10 protein-coding genes are annotated in these 16,703 nt (G+C 59.8%); 4 read left to right on the forward strand and 6 right to left on the reverse strand.

Annotated elements, in window-relative coordinates:
• Positions 1–5: 5 nt before the first annotated feature.
• Positions 6–3,137, reverse strand: coding sequence for an LPS-assembly protein LptD (locus Pan181_RS03375; RefSeq protein WP_197528871.1), 3,132 nt, complete (start codon positions 3,135–3,137; stop codon positions 6–8).
• Positions 3,138–4,081: 944 nt separating this feature from the next.
• Between Pan181_RS03375 and Pan181_RS03380 the strand changes: the two genes are divergently transcribed.
• Entirely contained in the window at positions 4,082–6,058 is a 1,977-nt protein-coding gene (locus tag Pan181_RS03380) for a redoxin domain-containing protein (protein ID WP_145245486.1), read from the forward strand.
• 17 nt (positions 6,059–6,075) lie between these two features.
• On the opposite strand, the gene Pan181_RS03385 is transcribed toward Pan181_RS03380, so the two are convergent.
• Positions 6,076–6,528: a hypothetical protein gene (locus tag Pan181_RS03385; protein WP_145245487.1), complete on the reverse strand. Its 453-nt coding sequence runs from the start codon at positions 6,526–6,528 to the stop codon at positions 6,076–6,078.
• A gap of 319 nt (positions 6,529–6,847) precedes the next feature.
• Here Pan181_RS03385 and Pan181_RS03390 point away from each other — a divergent pair, with 319 nt between their 5' ends.
• Both Pan181_RS03390 and Pan181_RS03395 read left to right on the forward strand, forming a co-directional pair.
• Positions 6,848–9,331: a sucrose synthase gene (locus tag Pan181_RS03390; RefSeq protein WP_145245488.1), complete on the forward strand. Its 2,484-nt coding sequence runs from the start codon at positions 6,848–6,850 to the stop codon at positions 9,329–9,331.
• A gap of 12 nt (positions 9,332–9,343) precedes the next feature.
• The gene (locus Pan181_RS03395) at positions 9,344–11,521 is read left to right on the forward strand and encodes an HAD-IIB family hydrolase (protein ID WP_145245489.1); all 2,178 of its coding nucleotides are present in this window, start codon (positions 9,344–9,346) and stop codon (positions 11,519–11,521) included.
• 17 nt (positions 11,522–11,538) lie between these two features.
• On the opposite strand, the gene Pan181_RS03400 is transcribed toward Pan181_RS03395, so the two are convergent.
• The 4 genes from Pan181_RS03400 to Pan181_RS03415 form a co-directional block, all read right to left on the reverse strand.
• Positions 11,539–12,915: a hypothetical protein gene (locus Pan181_RS03400; RefSeq protein WP_145245490.1), complete on the reverse strand. Its 1,377-nt coding sequence runs from the start codon at positions 12,913–12,915 to the stop codon at positions 11,539–11,541.
• Between the two features lie 161 nt (positions 12,916–13,076).
• The gene (locus Pan181_RS03405) at positions 13,077–13,550 is read right to left on the reverse strand and encodes a hypothetical protein (protein WP_145245491.1); all 474 of its coding nucleotides are present in this window, start codon (positions 13,548–13,550) and stop codon (positions 13,077–13,079) included.
• Between the two features lie 11 nt (positions 13,551–13,561).
• Positions 13,562–14,866 carry an ABC transporter permease gene (locus tag Pan181_RS03410; protein ID WP_197528872.1) on the reverse strand — a complete coding sequence of 435 codons (1,305 nt, stop codon included), beginning with the start codon at positions 14,864–14,866 and terminating at the stop codon, positions 13,562–13,564.
• Between the two features lie 17 nt (positions 14,867–14,883).
• A complete protein-coding gene (locus Pan181_RS03415) occupies positions 14,884–15,783 on the reverse strand; it encodes an ABC transporter ATP-binding protein (RefSeq protein WP_197528873.1) in 900 nt (299 codons plus the stop codon).
• A 244-nt stretch (positions 15,784–16,027) separates the two neighbouring features.
• Between Pan181_RS03415 and Pan181_RS03420 the strand changes: the two genes are divergently transcribed.
• Positions 16,028–16,495, forward strand: a complete 468-nt coding sequence (locus tag Pan181_RS03420; RefSeq protein WP_145245493.1) for a hypothetical protein — start codon at positions 16,028–16,030, stop codon at positions 16,493–16,495.
• Positions 16,496–16,703 lie beyond the last annotated feature (208 nt).

The raw sequence follows: 16,703 nt of genomic DNA on the forward strand, positions 1-16,703 counted from the left end.
ACACGCTATTCTAATCCACCAGCTCCGACAGGGGGGATGTCGATGCCGGTTGATTTGGTCAGATTCAGTGATGGCAGGAATCGCGGCTCGATCAGCAGGTTGAAGCCGACGTTATCCTTCGACTCGTCGATGTTCGCACCAACGCTCACGATGAGCGACTCGCCGATGCGGCTGAACGTAAGCGACTGGCCAATGTTGCCCGCTTCGCTGAAGTCGATCACCGCACTGGCCGAAGCAACCCACTTGGGACCCATCCGATAGTTCAGCGTGGCGGTCAGCACGTCGGCCGTAAACGGGCCGCGAAGCGTGCGGTAACCTAAGTACATGTTGCCTCGCGAGGGGCGGTTCATCAGCATGCCGGCCGAGATGGTTCGCAGCCCGTCGCCGAAGAAATCGGCTGCTCCGTCCGACAGCAGGGTGAATCGATCGCCGAGGTGCCAACGCAAGTCGTAGTCGGCCAGGCCGAAGTCGGAACCGTAGTTGTCGCGGCCATCGTTGGGGAACCAGGTGACGTTCGAGTCGAAGGTCAGCCAGTCGACAATGTGTTGCTGCCCGGGCGTGCCGCGTTTGGTTTGCAGGCGGTGCCGCATGCCCATGCGGACGAGCGACAGGTCGTCGGCCACTTCCATCGCAGGCGACGTGACCAGTCCTTGCGTGTTGGTTCGCAGCAGATAGTACCGAGGATCGAACTTGCGATCGATCGTGGTCGGCGAGGTCGTGGGATCGAAGTAGGTGTTCGCCAGCGGACCACCAAACGGCGAGTAGAACAACCGTCGGCGGATGTCGTCGAACACGTCGTCGTCGAGTTCATCGTACATCGGCAATTCAGTCATGTCGCGATTGCTATCCGAGTAGGAAGCCTCGACGTCGAACACCACCTTATGGGCCAGACCGTTCAGGTTGAACACAGGGTCCTGAATCGCCGGGTTGGCGGTCCAGAACGGAATGCTCGCTTTCATGCCGAGTTGGTAGTACGCCCGATCGAGGCTGTTGCCTTCGAGGTCGGCACCCCAGTGACCGAGTTCGCCGGTCGCGTACGGAACCACTTTGAAGGGCTCGAAGTTCAGCGGCATCGCCAGCTGATGGCGGGTGAGTAGTCGCTCGCCTTTGCCGTCGATGCGGTCGCCGGTTGAGGTTTGTTCCCACGGCAGTAGAGCGAACTGCCCTGCCAGCGTCGGATCGCTCGGGGTCCCCGCGATGTTTTGGTTCGCGTACGCCAGGCTGGTGTGCGAACTCCAGGTTACCGACTCGTTCGCCAGGTCTTGCCCCAGCATGTAATGGTCGAATCGTGGGAGCCATTGCGTTTGCGTGACGAAGCCATTCAGCTGGCCGTTGGCTTCGATGCCGAGCGACCAGTTGTCGCGGACCTTCTTGAGTCGCACGCCGGTGAGCTGATCCTTGCGCTCGTCCCATTCCTGCTCGTAATACTGTTCGAGGAACGTGCGATCGCTGATCCAACCGATCTCGGCTTGCGAGGTCCAGCCTTCCAGCAGCCCGTCGGCGAACTTCTGGCGATGATTCCAGAACACCCGCCCGCGGAACGTTTCTTCCGGCGCGATTGTCCGGCGACCGAAGCCGAGGTTGTCGACCCCTTTGTCGTCGACGAACCAGGCATCCAGCAGTCCGCTAGTGGGACCGAGGATGTCGAAGAAGCTATCGCGACTGTATTCGACCGTGGTTCCGTAGCCGAATCCGCGTTTGTTCAAGTAGTCGAGGCTCACGTCCCAATCCACGCCCGGCGGCTTGTTCCGCATGCCGAGCACTTGCCAAACGTCGAGGTCCACAAGCGTTTGGAACCCGTAGATGCGGTCGTTGCGTACCCGCAAGTTGCTCACGTAGTAGCTCGGTTTCTCCAAGTCGGTCGCCAGGGTTGGCCAGTAGAAGATCGGGAAGTTCGACAGGTACACCACGTTGCCGCGGCTTTGGGCAAAGCTTGTGCTCTCGTATTCAGGTTCTAGAGTAACGGGGTTCACCGCTTGCGTGCCGGTATAGGGATCGATTTTTGGTCGTTGCGAGTTTTCGAAAGTAATGGTGCCGCTACCCAGGTGGAAGCTTGGCACTTCCAACCGACTGGCGGTGAGCAGGGCGTCGTGGGCGACGAATCGCGACGCGTCGAGTTGTTCGATCACGTTTGCCTTGAGTCGCACCAGGCCTGCGTAGTCGACCCCTTTCAGGTTCGACAGCGGAGTCAGCAACTCAGCGTTGATGATCGTGCCAACATTGCGGCGCACATCGTAGTACATGCGATCGGCGTAGACCGTGCGATCGCCTTGGCGGAAGACAATGTTGCCTTCCATGTAAATCTCGAGCGGTACATCGTTGCGTTGTTCAAAGGTGCCGAGCATCAGCGAACCAGCCGACCAGGCGACGATGCGATCGGCCTGGATGTCGATCACGTCGACCGATCCCAGCTCGGTGGGCAGCTTGTCGCTCTTGAGTCCTTCGATGATGACTTGCACGCCGCCGCTGATGGTCACGGCCGCTTCGCCGCTCGGTGTCTGACGCAGGTCGTACTGCGTGCCGACGTCGCTTCGCGGAACGATGCGTACCTTCCGAACTCCGAGTGCGTTTGGCACCTCGGGGCCGGGCGGGGCCACCAGCGGTTGGTTGTATTGTTCGAACTGCACCTGCTGCACCGGCGAGCTGTTCGCAGTCGGTCGCACGGGCGCAGCCATCGCGGCGGTCGCTTGCGTCGCCGAAGCTTGCAGCTGAGCCGATGCTCGTGTGTAGATCGCGGGAGCGGCCGCCGGCGGGGGCGACTGCTGCACGATGCTCCAGGCGACGCCGGGTCCGGTACGCCAGCGGCCGAACCACTGCGGAACCGTTTGCTCGGCCTGGCTGACCGCGTTGCTACGGTGGGTGAGCGTTACCGCTCGGCCAGTCTCCGGCTCGGCGTAGACCAGCACCTTGTGAACCTGGTCCGGCGAGTCGGGCTCCGGTGGGTCGATCCACACGATCGCCTCGCCGGCGGTCACCACGTTGTCGCCTTGCGCCAGCGAGCAACCGCCCGACAGGTGCCAGACTTCGTACGCCCCATCTTGCCATTTGCTCGCCGCGTTCGCACTGATCGCAATCGCCGGATCGCCGAGCGGGCGAGGCAAAAACACCTCGGCTTCGACCACCGGCGTTGCGAGCATCGCGCACAGCATCAGCGCTACCGCGAAGCACACGCGACGCGAGCAGCAGCAGTTCGAGCTTAACGACGAGCGGACGATGGACCTGGCTTCCTTGCCATACGATACGAAACGACGAGCACCTGCCCTCTGGCGAAGTCCTTTTCGCGCAGATAGAGGGGCGCGGGAGTATAGGAAGCACCCGTTCGTGGGGTCAAGCCACGTTGCTCCCGGTGCTAGCATGCGTAAGCTGTTATGCAGCATGGGCTTAAGAGCGATCGCTCGACGACGTCGCCCGAAGCCACGACAATCCGCACCCAGCGGGTTACCATGCCGAGTCACACGACCCCCTCAACGCCCGCGAATAGATTCCCAATTTTCCCACCGATGGGAAAATTGAATCTCGCGCCGACCTTTAAAACCAGGGGTTTTCTCGTCGGAATAGATTCCCATTTCCCAAAACGCATCCGATGGGAATCTATTTTCGGGCTGGGAAACAATCGTAAGTCCTTGCTCTGTAATAGGTTGCGTGAACACCTCCGTTGAAATGGCCCAAAATAGATTCCCACCTATGGGAAACAATTCTCCTGTACTCGGGGTAGGGGACTATGAGTGGGGATGCATGGGGGGCGAAGCTCTCCGCGGAGGGGGATTACCCAGCCTGCGGAGTTTTCCCCATCCGCGCAGCAGCGAACCCCAACGCAAACAACCAATCGCCAGCGCGTCGCCAAACGTTTGAACTCGTCGCATCAATTCATCTCACCACCTCCTATCCAACGAACAACCAACCTCCAACTTTCAACAGGCTTTAATGACTGTTCATTAGACCACCATTGGTGGCCATTTTCCATGAAAATCTTCCCGATCCGATCCCATTACTTTGCCTGCTGGCACGCTGGCGGGGCGAATCTGGAGCTTGTCGTCAACTTTCTCTGGCAAACCGCGCTGCGGCGCGTATGATTTAGGCCATGAACAAAACACCCTTCTCGTCTGCTTTTCGTTTTCAACTGTTCTGCCTGCTGCTGGCGGTCGCCGCTAGCGGACTCATGGGCCGCACGGCCGTGGGGGCCAACTCGCTTGGCAAGGTAGTGCCGGGCTTCGAGCTGCCCGATCATCTGGGCAAATCGCACACGCTCGCCGAGTTCGCCGACAGCAAGCTGGTGGTCGTCGCTTTCCTTGGCACCGAGTGCCCGCTAGCGAAGCTCTACGCCGGGCGGCTGCAGGCCATTGCCGACGACTACGCGGCCCAAGGGGTAGCGGTGGTGGCGATCGATGCCAATCGGCAGGACTCGCTTCGCGAACTAGCCGCCTACGTGCATCGTCACGAACTCAAGTACCCGTTGCTCAAGGATCAAGCGAATCGCGTGGCCGACCTGTTTGGTGCCGAGCGGACGCCGCAGGTGTTCGTGTTGGATCAGCAAAGGGCGATTCGTTATCAGGGACGAGTCGACGACCAGTACGTGGTCGGCATCGTTCGCGCCCACGCTGATCGCCAGGACCTGCGGATCGCACTCGATGAGCTTCTTACTGGGCAAACGGTTTCGGAGCCCGTGACCGAAGCGTTGGGCTGCATCATTGGTCGAGTTCGCGAGCCGGAAGCGTCGAGCAACATCACTTACAGCCAGCATGTGGCTCCCATTCTGCAAGCCAACTGCGTGGATTGTCATCGCGAAGGGGAGATTGGCCCTTTCCAGTTAACCGACTACGACGAAGTGAGCGGCTGGGGCGAGATGGTGGTCGAGGTGGTTCGCGAAGGGCGGATGCCGCCGTGGCATGCCAATCCCAAGCATGGCGAGTTCGCGAACGATCGCAGCATGAGCGAGGCCGACAAGCAAACGATCTATAAGTGGGTAGCCGCGGGATGCCCCGAGGGTGACTCGAGCGAGGTGCCCCCGCCGCGCGAGTACACCGAAGGGTGGCAACTTGCCCGCCAGCCCGATGTGGTGTTTGCCATGCCGATGCCATTCGAAGTGCCGGCCGACGCCGGACAGCAGGGAGTGCCTTACCAGTACTTCGAGGTGCCAACGAACTTCGAGAAGGATACTTGGATTGAAGCCACCGAAGTGCAGCCAGGCAATCCGCAGGTGGTGCATCACACGATTGTGTACGCCCAGCCCCCCGAGGGGCGTCGCCGCCGCGATTGGATCTTCCTGTCGGCCTATGTGCCAGGGCTGCGGGCCGATGGGCTGCCCGAGAAGTCGGCCAAGCTGGTACCGGCCGGCTCGACGCTGATTTTCGAAATGCATTATACGCCGGTTGGCTCGCCGCAGACCGATGTCACCAAGATGGGCGTGCTGCTGGCCGATCCGGCGACCATCGAGCGCGAAGTGGTAACCGTGGAGGTCGGCAACACTGGGTTCGAGATTCCTCCGCAGGACTCCGCGTACGAAGTGACCGCCACCAGTCGCCCGATTGCCGAGCCGGTGACGTTGCTCTCGATGTCGCCGCACATGCACTTGCGTGGCAAGGCGTTTCGCTACGAGTTGGTCACCCCCAACGGCGACCGCGAGATCCTGCTCGACGTGCCTGCGTACGACTTCAACTGGCAAACGCGGTACGTGCTCAAGGAGCCCCGCGTGTTGCCGGCTGGCGCGGTGATTTACTGCCGCGCGTTGTTCGACAACTCGCCCGACAATCTGGCGAACCCCGATCCAAATGCATCGGTGCGGTGGGGCGATCAGAGCTGGGAAGAAATGATGCTCGGCTTCTTCGACGTGATGATGCCGCGTGACGACTCGCGACGCGCGGGGGCCAAGTCGGTGAGTACCGGGCTCGATATCGTAGGGCTGTTCGACACCGCCGACGCGGATACGAGCGGCGGGCTCGACCGCGAAGAGTCGAAGGCCCACCCGCTGGTGCATCAGCACTTCGACGGCATCGACACCAACCACGACGCCCAACTGCAACTCGGCGAGATTCTCACCGCAGTCGCCAAGCTTCGCTAGCTGCGATCGATCACCGACTACAGCGGATAGGGATCGGCCTTTAGATCCGGCAACTTGGTGCGCGGCAAGCTTCGCCATCGTTGTTGGTAAGTAGGGTCGTCGCCGGAGTCGCTGGTCCATGTCACCAGCACTCCCTTGGCGTCGAACACGTAAGCCGGCGCACCTGAGGGCAGCATCCACATCGGCGGCAACGGCGCGATGCTCTCCAGGTACTTGTTGCCAGCCGAGTCGGTCAATACGTAATTCGACGCCGGTTCGTGCTGTTCACGAAACACGGAGTAACGCAGGCCAGGCATCGAGGGTGCGATCGACGCATAATACTGTTGGGTGGAATGCACCCATAACCACATCGCTAGCACCAGAGCGATCAACCAACCGATGGATTGTAGTAGGCGTCGTAGCATGGTGATCGTCGCGCTGAGGGGAACCGTAGTCGTGCGGAACGAGTGATCGAGCGAATCGCGACTCATGGGATTCTAGGAGCAGCGAGTATGCTTCGTTATGCGCAAATTTCTCGTGGTCTGTAAGGATTATGGCGCAGAACCGGCGGTATTTGTGGGCTCTACGGCGAAAAATGGGCGTGAGGTGGGCATTTGTTTGCAATCCGCTATAATTAGGGCAGACTTGCAATAAATACTGGAAGCTTCAGGAGGCGCAGGTTGCGCTTTGAGTGCGACCGCTGCGCATTTTTTGCGCACTCTGCCTCCAGCAAGGGGAGTCTAGTGATGCCGGAAAGGCTTGGCGTCGGTACCCTTTGTGGACCCTTAGATACGAAAGAGTTCGTGTTTTATGCCTTCTACCTCCACGCTGCAACAGGAGATGGAAAACAAACAACCTCAACCGAATGGCACCTCGCCTCCTACGGGCAATGGTGGCAATGGGCAAGATGCGTTTCTTACTACCCGCGATCTATCGTCGTTCGGTGCCCCGTTTGGCCGGATTAAAAAGTTCGCGGCCACGCTCAAAGCGACCGGCGAACCACTGTTTCTGGCCGATCAGATTCAAGAGCATCTCGAAGCGTTTCTGGAGAACGAACAAGACCTTACGCCCCGCGACGCCAAGGCAATCCGCCGCGTGTTCCGCGGTTGCAGTGAGATCGTGCTCGAGGCCGACTCGGCCTACGCGCTGCTGCGTCCTGGCATTGGGCTCAAGCAAATCGTCTGCATTCACCCCGAATTCGATAAGTTCGAAGAGGTCGATCGCGGCAAGTTTCTCGAAATCAAAGACTCGCAAATCCAGGGCTACGACGAAGCTTCGAAGCGCGGGCTGGTGCTCGACTTCTCGCCGTACTTCCGCGATTATCCCAAGGTGTTGCGCCCTCAGGAGATGGGCGAAGGCATCGCGCTGCTAAATCGCCGCTTAGCGTCGCAACTCAACGGCCAGCCCGGCGTGTTCCGTCAGGGGCTGCTCGGGTTTTTGCGAAACCGCAAACTTGATGGAGTGAGCATTCTTGTGAACGAGCATCTCTCGTCGCCCGAGGTGTTGCTCAAAGAGTTGCCAGTGGTGCTCTCGCTGCTCGAAGATTACGACAACGACGAACCGTACGCCGAAGTAGCTCACGAATTGCGAACCCATGGCTTCGAGCCTGGTTGGGGAAGCACCGTGGGGCGGATTGCCGAGAGTCTCGACTTACTGCAGCAGGTGCTCGAATCGTCGGAACCGGCGCAGTTCGCCGAACTGCTCACCCGCTTGCCGCTGATTCGCACCGTGTTGATGGTGTCGCCACACGGGTGGTTTGCCCAAGATGGCGTGCTCGGCAAGCCCGACACCGGTGGTCAGGTGACCTACGTGCTCGACCAAGCGCTCGCGATGGAGCAAGAACTTCGCAAGCAGTTCGAGCTGTCTGGCGTGTCGGCGACGCCGAAGATCGCCATCCTCACGCGGCAGATTCCCAACGCCGAGGGAACGACCTGCAACATGGTGCGGGAGAAGATTCACGGCTCGGAAGACAGCTGGATCATCCGCGCTCCGTTCCGCGACATGCAGGGCGAAGTACTAAACGACTGGATCTCGCGGTTCCGCATCTGGCCTTACCTCGAAGCGTACGCGGAAGAGAGCAAGCAACTGGTGGTCACCGAGATGCTCGGCCCGCCCGACTTGATTATCGGCCATTACACCGATGGCAACCTGGTAGCCAGCCGCCTGGCCGACGACCTGAACACGACGCACTGCGCCTGCATCCACGCGCTCGAGAAAACCAAGTACCTGCTCAGCGATATGCACTGGGAAGGGTTCGAGAAGGACTACGCGTTTAGCATGCAGTTCACGGCCGACCTGATTGCGTACAACTCGGCCGACTTCATCGTGTCGAGTTCCTACCGCGAAGTGGGGGGAACCGATACCGAGATGGGCATGATCGAGTCGTACGAGCTGTTCTCGATGCCAGGGCTGTACCGGGTGCAGTCGGGCTTCGATCCGCGACTCGCTCGGCACAACATCGTTCCACCGGGGGCGAGTCCCAAGTACTTCTTCCCGAATACCGATCATGGTCAGCGCATCGATGCGGTCACTCAGTCGCTGAGCGAGCGGTTCATGCAAGCTCAACCAGCCGAAGGCGACGTAGGGGTGCTCGATCATCCCGAGCGGCCGATCGTGTTCGCCATGGCCAGAATGGACAAAATCAAGAACCTCTCAGGTCTGGTGGAGATTTTTGGCAAGCATGAGAAACTGCGCGACTCAGCGAATCTGCTGCTGGTCACGTCGCTCAACAACGCGGAACTCTCGAGCGATCACGAAGAGATCGAAGAGGTGAACCGCACCTACGAATTGATCGAGAAGTATAGCCTGAACGGACACATCCGTTGGTGTGCGGCTCGACTCGATAAGGTGGAAACCGGCGAAGTATATCGCATCGTCGCCGACCGCGGCGGCGTGTTCGCCCAGCCGGCGTTCATGGAAACTTTCGGCCTGACCGTCATCGAAGCGATGGCCTGTGGGTTGCCAGTTGTGGTAACCTGTTTTGGTGGTCCCTCGGAGATCGTCGTGCCTGCGGAGTCGGGCGAGGTGATCAACCCGAACCATCAAGAGGAGTTTGCCGAAGCACTTTACCGCACGATCAGCGACACCGATCGCTGGAGCGCGTACTCCACAGGAGGCATCGCCCGCGTGGAAGAAAAGTTCACTTGGAAACAGCACGCGAAACGCGTGACCGGCCTAGCGAATGTGTACAGCTACTGGAATCACCTTGACGTCATGAATCGTCAGGCTCTCGACCGGTACATCCATACGCTGTATCACACCGTTTACCGACCTCGCACTCAGAGCCTGCTCTAAGAAGGGAAGCAGATGTATTTGCAATTGATCAGTATCCACGGGCTGATCCGTGGTGAGAGTGTGGAGATGGGGCGCGACGCGGATACGGGTGGTCAGGTGCGCTATGTACTGGAGCTCGCTAAGACCCTCAGTAAATTTCCACAAGTCGAACAAGTCGATTTGTTCACTCGGCGCATCAAGGATCGCCGGGTGTCGGAAGACTACGCGGAAGAGATCGAGCAGCTGACGCCGAATTGCCGAATCGTGCGACTGCCGTGCGGCGGTGGTAAGTACATTCGCAAGGAGCGTCTCTGGCCGCACCTCGACGAGTATGTCGACGCGATGATTTCGTTCACCCGCCGCGAAGGTCGCGAGCCGGCGCTGGTGCATGGTCACTACGCCGACGCGGGGTACGTGGCCAAGGAAGTCGCCTCGATGTTCGGCGCCCCGTTCGTGTTCACTGGACACTCGCTAGGCAAGCCGAAGCTCGATTACTTGGAGAGCGAAGGCTGGACCATCGAGCAAGCAAACAAAGAGCTGGCCATCGAGCAACGCATTAACGTCGAGCAAGATTGCCTGGCAGTCGCCGATTTGGTGATCACCAGCACTCGGCACGAACGCGACCACCAGTATCGCGATTATTTCCGCGACGGCGACCTGCGTTTCGAGGTCATCCCGCCCGGTACCGACCTCGAGCGGTTCTTCCCGTACTATGAGTACGACATGCCGAGCGCGGAGATCGACGAACGCTTCAAGCAAGCACGGGTGCGGATGAATCACGACCTGGGCCGATTTCATCTGGCCTCGGACAAGCCATTGATCCTCGCCCTCTGCCGGCCCGACCGCCGGAAGAACATCGGTGCGCTGATCGATGCCTACGGTCAAAGCAACGAGCTGAAAGCCATCGCCAACCTGGCCGTGTTTGCCGGCATTCGTCAGGACATCGAAACGATGCCCGACAACGAACAGCAGGTACTCACCGACATGCTGCTGGCGATGGATCGCTACGACCTGTACGGCAAGATGGCGATTCCCAAGAATCACGACTCGGAGTACGAGGTGCCCGAACTTTATCGGTTGGCCGCCGCCAGCCGGGGTATTTTCGTGAACACCGCGTTCACCGAGCTGTTCGGCCTCACGGCCATCGAGTCGTCGGCTACTGGATTGCCATTCGTCGTCACCGAAAATGGCGGCCCGCAAGACATCGAAGAGAACTGCAAAAGCGGCTTGCTGGTCGACGTCAACGACCAGCAGCAGCTCACCAGCTCGATGATCAAGCTGCTTACCGACAACATGGCGTGGACCGAAGCGTCTACCAACGGTGTGAACCGCGTTCGCGAGTTCTACACCTGGGAGAGCCATTGCGAGCGATACCTGGAAGTGATCGACGAACTGGTCGACGTGGCGAAGCCCCCCCCCACGGTTCGCTCGCCGCTCGGGCGGCGGATCGCGACGCTCGATTGCATGCTGATCACCGATATCGATAACACGCTACTCGGCGACGATGCCGCGTTGGAGTCGCTGAAGGAGATCATTCACGAAAACCGCGATCGCATGGGCTTTGGCGTCGCTTCGGGGCGGGCCTTGGAGCTCGTGAATCAGGCCTTGGAGGATAACGGCATCGAGGAAATCGATGTGGTCATCGCTTCGGTTGGTTGCGAGATCTACTACGGCCGCGACCGCGTGCCTGATAAAGGCTGGGCGAGCCAGCTCCGCGCTCGCTGGCGGCCCGATCGGATCCACGAAGCGCTCGATCCACTGTCGTTCCTCACCCTGCAAACCGCGGAACACACGCAGCGGGAGTTTAAGGTAAGCTACGACCTCGACGCCGAGGCCGACGCCGACGACGCGCTCGCGCTGATCCACGAGCACCTCGCCCGCGCGAAGGTGGGCTACACGCTAGTGTTCTCGCATGGCACGTTTATCGATCTGCTGCCGCATCGAGCGTCGAAGGGCAAGGCGGTCCGCTACCTGTCGGGTAAGTGGAACGTACCGCTCAATCGCGTCGCCACGGCTGGAGACTCGGGCAACGATCGCGATATGCTCATGGGCCAGACTGCTGGCATCGTCGTTGGTAACTACGACGAGGAACTATCGACGCTCAAAAACAGCAAGACCAACAAGGTCTACTTTGCCAACGCCCACTGCGCGGCTGGCATCATCGAAGGCTTACAGCACTACCGACTGATCGAAGCTCCGGTCACCATGTGATCAACCAACGCGATCAATCAAGGTTGCGAAGCGGTGCGGCGAGTTGCATAGCCGCAGCCAGTTGTTAGCAGCAATATCACGGATAGCGTGGTCGAGGTTGCTGGCTCTGGTACTGCGCTTACCGATAGAGCGTCGGACGCTTCGATGGAAGTCCCCAGGTGGTCGCGCCAAACAGTGTAGTCAGCCAGCGAAACCACTCCGTCGAAATTGCCATCGGCCGCGAACTGCAACGCATCGCCCTCACTACCGAATTGCTGCTTCCACACCTGGTAGTCGTCGAGATTCACAGTGCCGTTGCGGTCGTAATCGCCAGGCAGCAGTAGCGTTACGGTTGTTTCGCTGGCGATGTTGGCCTCGCTCGGCAGCGTATAGGTCTGGCCATCCATCAGCGTGGCTGTGATCGATACCCCGGTCGGCATTGTCGCGGCCAGGCCCGGAGTGAGGTACTCGGTGATGTCGAAACTATTCAGCGAAAACGCGGTGCCATACAGATGCACTGCATGGTCGGTGCCGCTGGAGAGGTCGAGCGAGTCGATCTCGCCCCCCAGCCAGTGAATGGTCGTGCGATCGCCGGCGGTGCGGGCCGATTGCAGTTGCCCTCCGGTCATTGTCAGCACTCCATCGTCACGGAGCTGCAGCAAGGTCACGTTGCCGCTGTGCTGCAGTAGTCGACTATCGAGGCTTCCGCCGACGCGAGCGTTGAGCACTTCGCCTCCTTCGATCACCAATCGCCCGCCACTGCTAGTCCCGACGTTGGCCTGGATTACGGTGCCTGCGTGAATCGTCGCGTTGGCTTCTCCCGGGTTCGCGGTGCCAGAGGTTTGCTCACCGGTGTCGACAAACATCAGATCGATCGTTCCGCCATCGAGTTCGAGTTGGCTCGATGCAGCGCCTCCCTTCACGGTCGCGTATTGTGAGTCGACCTGATGCAGGACCGCCTGACCGCCGGAGCCACCGACTTCGATACTCCGCAGTGACATGTCGGCAACTTCTACCTGCCCGCCAGGAACGAACAGGTCGCGAACGGAACCACCGCTGATAATGCCTTGGCTGCCAGTGTTGGCGGTAAGGCTCGCGAGCGATCCGCCAGTGACCGAGAAGGTGACCGACCCGCCCGACTGATCGGTGGGAGCCAGCTGCAGACCGGAGCCGACCACGCCGCCGGAGATGGAGGCCGAGATGTTGTCAGAATCGTCCGTCGTGCCGGCCAGGAAATCCTCGCCAAGCACCCCGCCGGTACCAACGCGAAGTGTGGTGTCGGAACCAATCGACGAGGGAGCGAGATCGGGCGGCACTTCGATCAATGTCTGCGACCAGATCGTCGCACTGCTGTGAAACCACACCGAACCAATCAGGTAAACCAACCACACCGCACTGACAGAATAGGTTTTCATGGCGAGAAGCTCTCTGTGCATTAAGTCCACGGCCGGCATTCCTAGCACATCCCCCAAACAGCTGATTGTAGCCTAACCAGCCCCACCCAACAAAGTCGCCTGTTTGGTGGGAATGCTGGAATTGTCGGAGGCATAATTGTAGCGAGTGTGATCAAGATCCGTCACACACTCGCCGAAATACCGGCAATCAACCAGAAGTGGGCCATCGCGACGAAAACTACCCAGAGTACGTAGCCGAGCACGCTGGTCCAGTGTAGTCGTCGTCGGCCGATGGCCATCAGCAGCATGGTTCCAGCGAAGAATAGGGGGACTAGCACCAATGCAAATAGAAAGTAGCCCGAGGAAAAGATGGCAAACGCGTCGATGGCGAGCGTCGAAACGAGTAAGCCGAAGTTCAACGCAGCGTAGCCGACTGCGGCAACCAGGCATCCCACCGCCCAGGAGGGGTGTTCACGTCCGCGGTGCGCGCCGAAGACCATCAGAAGCAGGCTCAACACGAACACTTCAAGTATTGCTAGCTCGAAGCTACCGATGGAAAGTAGTCCGCAGAACAGGGCAACGAGCGTGGTCGTAATCAACAACCCTGCGACAGAGAATTGAAGTCGGTAGGTGCGGGGAGGAGGCGGATCGTCCATTGCGGTACGCGTTAGTAGGCGACTTTGGCTTGCCGACGTAGCAAGGCCGTGCCTAACAGGATACCAGCAATCCCAACCGTTATCAGCACCAGGCAAGGTGTTAGCATTTCGCTCCAGGTGAACTGCCGCCAGATGGCTCCTTCGAGAGCAAGGATCGCCCAGCGGATGGGGCTCAGGCCGCTAAAGTCTTGCATGAATCTCGGCATGAACATCACCGGCACCATGCAGCCGCCGAACATGGCCATCACCAAGTTGCAGGCCCAGCCGATGCCAGCGGCCGATTGCTCGGTCCGCCCCAGCACGGCGAGTGTCATCATGATGCCCACGAAGCAGAACGCAATGCACGAGCTAGCAACCGCCAGACTGGCAAAACTCAACGGCCGCATGCCGAGCGTCAGACCCAGGCAGGTCATCATCACGATCACCCCGATGGCGGCAAGAAAGCAGGCGAGCCCTTTGCCTGCTAGCACCTGGAAGGTGCTCACCGGAGCGACGCTTAAACGTACCATGGTGCCCATCGTTCGCTCTCTGGCGATCGAGATCGTAAAGCCGGCCACGCACCCGAGCACGCCCCACATCATGGCTTGGGGGAAGCTAACATCCCATCGCGAGCGAATCTTCTTGAGTTGCCCGCGGACGCTTGACGGATCGATTTCGCGGGTGACGTCGATCGATTCGATCTTGGCAAACTCGAACTTAAAGCCTCTGCTCGATGCCTCGGTGTTCGGCGAGTCGGTAGCCGACTCGGCAGGCGTCAGGAGTTTGTCGATTTGCTCCAGCAGGTCGAGCGACACCCGCCGGCCGCGAGGGTCGAGGTTCTCGGCAGCCGCGATTCGCTCGCTGGTAGTCGTGACCCACGATTGCAACTGGGCGGGGATGTCGAACCGATCGCTGATGAGCGTGCCCATCGTTTGCATGACGAAGCCTTGTAGCATGGCCCCTTCGGCGACTCGCGACGGATCGATCCCCAGTTGTAGCGTGGGAGGTTCGCCGAGTAGTGCGCCTGCGCGGTCGCCAAACCCCTCAGGCAGCACGATCATGGCCGCGTAGTTGCCTTTGCGCACCTGCTGTTGGGCGTCCTGCAAGTCGGTCGCTATCAGCTCGATGCTCTTGTTCGCGCCGAGACGTTCAATGAACTTGGCCGAGGCTTCGGTGTTGTCCTGGTCGACCATGGCCACTTGCATGGTGCCCCGCGAGTTCCCCCCGAGCCCACCGATGACCACACCAAAGAATATGCCCATCAGCACGGGGAACACGAAGATGAAAAACGCGCCCAGGCGGTCGCGCATCAGGAGTTTCAGATCTTTCAGGGCCATGGTGACGATTGCATGCATCAGTCGCGTAAGCTCCTGCCGGTGAGCGTGAGAAACACGCTTTCGAGCGTGGGTTGCGTGAGGTTGAGCGTTGCAAACTCGACCCCTTGTTGGGCGAGCCGCGAGATGGTTTGCATGGCGTCGACCGCTTCGCATTGCCATTGGCCGTCGAGCACCTCGCCTGGTAGCTGCACGTTTTCTGGTACATGCACCAGTGTCGCGCTCAAGGTCGAAGTTTCCGCGTGCTGCCGAATCAGCTCGGGCACGGTGTCGCAAGCCAGCAAACGACCGCTATCGACAATACCGACGCGGTCGCACAGCCGCTGGGCTTCTTCCATGTAGTGAGTGGTATAGATGATCGTCAGGCCCGAGTCTTGCAGTTGCTCGATGCACTGGAATAAGTGGTTCCGCGATTGTGGATCGACGCCGACGGTTGGCTCGTCGAGCAGCACGATGGAGGGCTCGTGAATCAGGGCGACTGCTAGGTTGAGCCGTCGCTGCATGCCGCCGGAATACTCAACGACCCGGTCGTGCTTGCGATCGCCGAGTTCGCTGAAGTCCAAGCACCATTCGATCCGCTCCTTGAGGTGCGGCCCGTGCAGCCCGTAGAGCTTGCCAAAGAATTGCAAGTTCTCCAGCGCGGTCATGTCTTCGTAGAGCGACAACGCTTGCGGGGCGAGGCCGATTTGCCGGCGCACGGCAGGCGAGCTCGGGGGCCCGCTCGCGCCGGCTTCGATATGCACGGCCCCTTCGTCGGGCGAGAGCAAGCCGACCAGCATGCTGATCGTGGTGCTCTTGCCAGCTCCGTTGGGACCCAGCAGCCCAAAGGTCTCGCCTCGCGAAATCTGCAGGCTTAAGCCATCGACCGCTCGTAGCGAACCGAACGACTTGCTGGCTTCATCAATGCGTAACGCGATCACTGTCGGCGAAGCTCCTGGTATCAGCAGGGACCACCAAAGTCCCTTGAGGTAAACAATCGAAGCGGCCGTGTGAACTTCGAGCCTTCATTAGAACTGTCGCCATGGAGCAGGGGAAGATGCGGTATCCGCCCAAAATCGTTCCCTGGCGACCCCTATACCATTTGGGTTACATGAAAGAAAATGTGATTCACTGGTGATTTCTCCGGTGCGTGGTGAAGTGAACAGCCTCAGAGAAGAGTGATAGATGAGCGTATCGATTCCCCCTGGTAAGGGACCGCAGCAGGAGTGTGACCGAGCAGGCGCGATGCAAGAGACTTCAGGGGAAGAACCCGATGCTCTCACTGCTTTGCTTGCCATCTTGCTGGCGACGATCGCGATGCACTTGATTGGCACCGCCACGTTGTTGGCCATCGTGTCGGGGCCGTTTTATGTTTTGGCTACTCCTTTTGTGGCGATGTTTGGGTGGTACTTCCTTCCAGTCGAAGCAGTAGTCGCGCTGCTGCAGTGGACGATGGTGGATGGCCAGCGACGCTCTCGTCTCGCGCTGGCTTGGGTGATGACTGCCTTGCCGGCCGCAGTGTTCATGGCTGTCGTGGGACCCAAGGAGGAGGGTGACCTGCAATTGTGGACGGTCGGGTATGCGATTGCCACGCTGCTGGCGGCAACCGCTTCGCTGAAAATGATCGACGCCTTGAAACGCGAGCGAGCCTAGTCAACGTCGTCGTCCAAAGCGAGGGTAGCGGCCACTCGTGGGGGCGGTATGGGGTATAAGTGCTGGGGTGATGGCACGAAGGGACCGAGGGAAGTATGATCTGTAATTGCCAGTAGCAGAGTAGGAGTTCCCTCGGCAGATAGGCCGTTGAGAAGGGGGGCAGCCACCTGCAGAACACCTTGTAAACCATGGTCAAGCCGAGGGAGAA

It is taken from the genome of Aeoliella mucimassa (genome assembly GCF_007748035.1).
In the GTDB taxonomy this organism is placed as follows: domain Bacteria; phylum Planctomycetota; class Planctomycetia; order Pirellulales; family Lacipirellulaceae; genus Aeoliella; species Aeoliella mucimassa.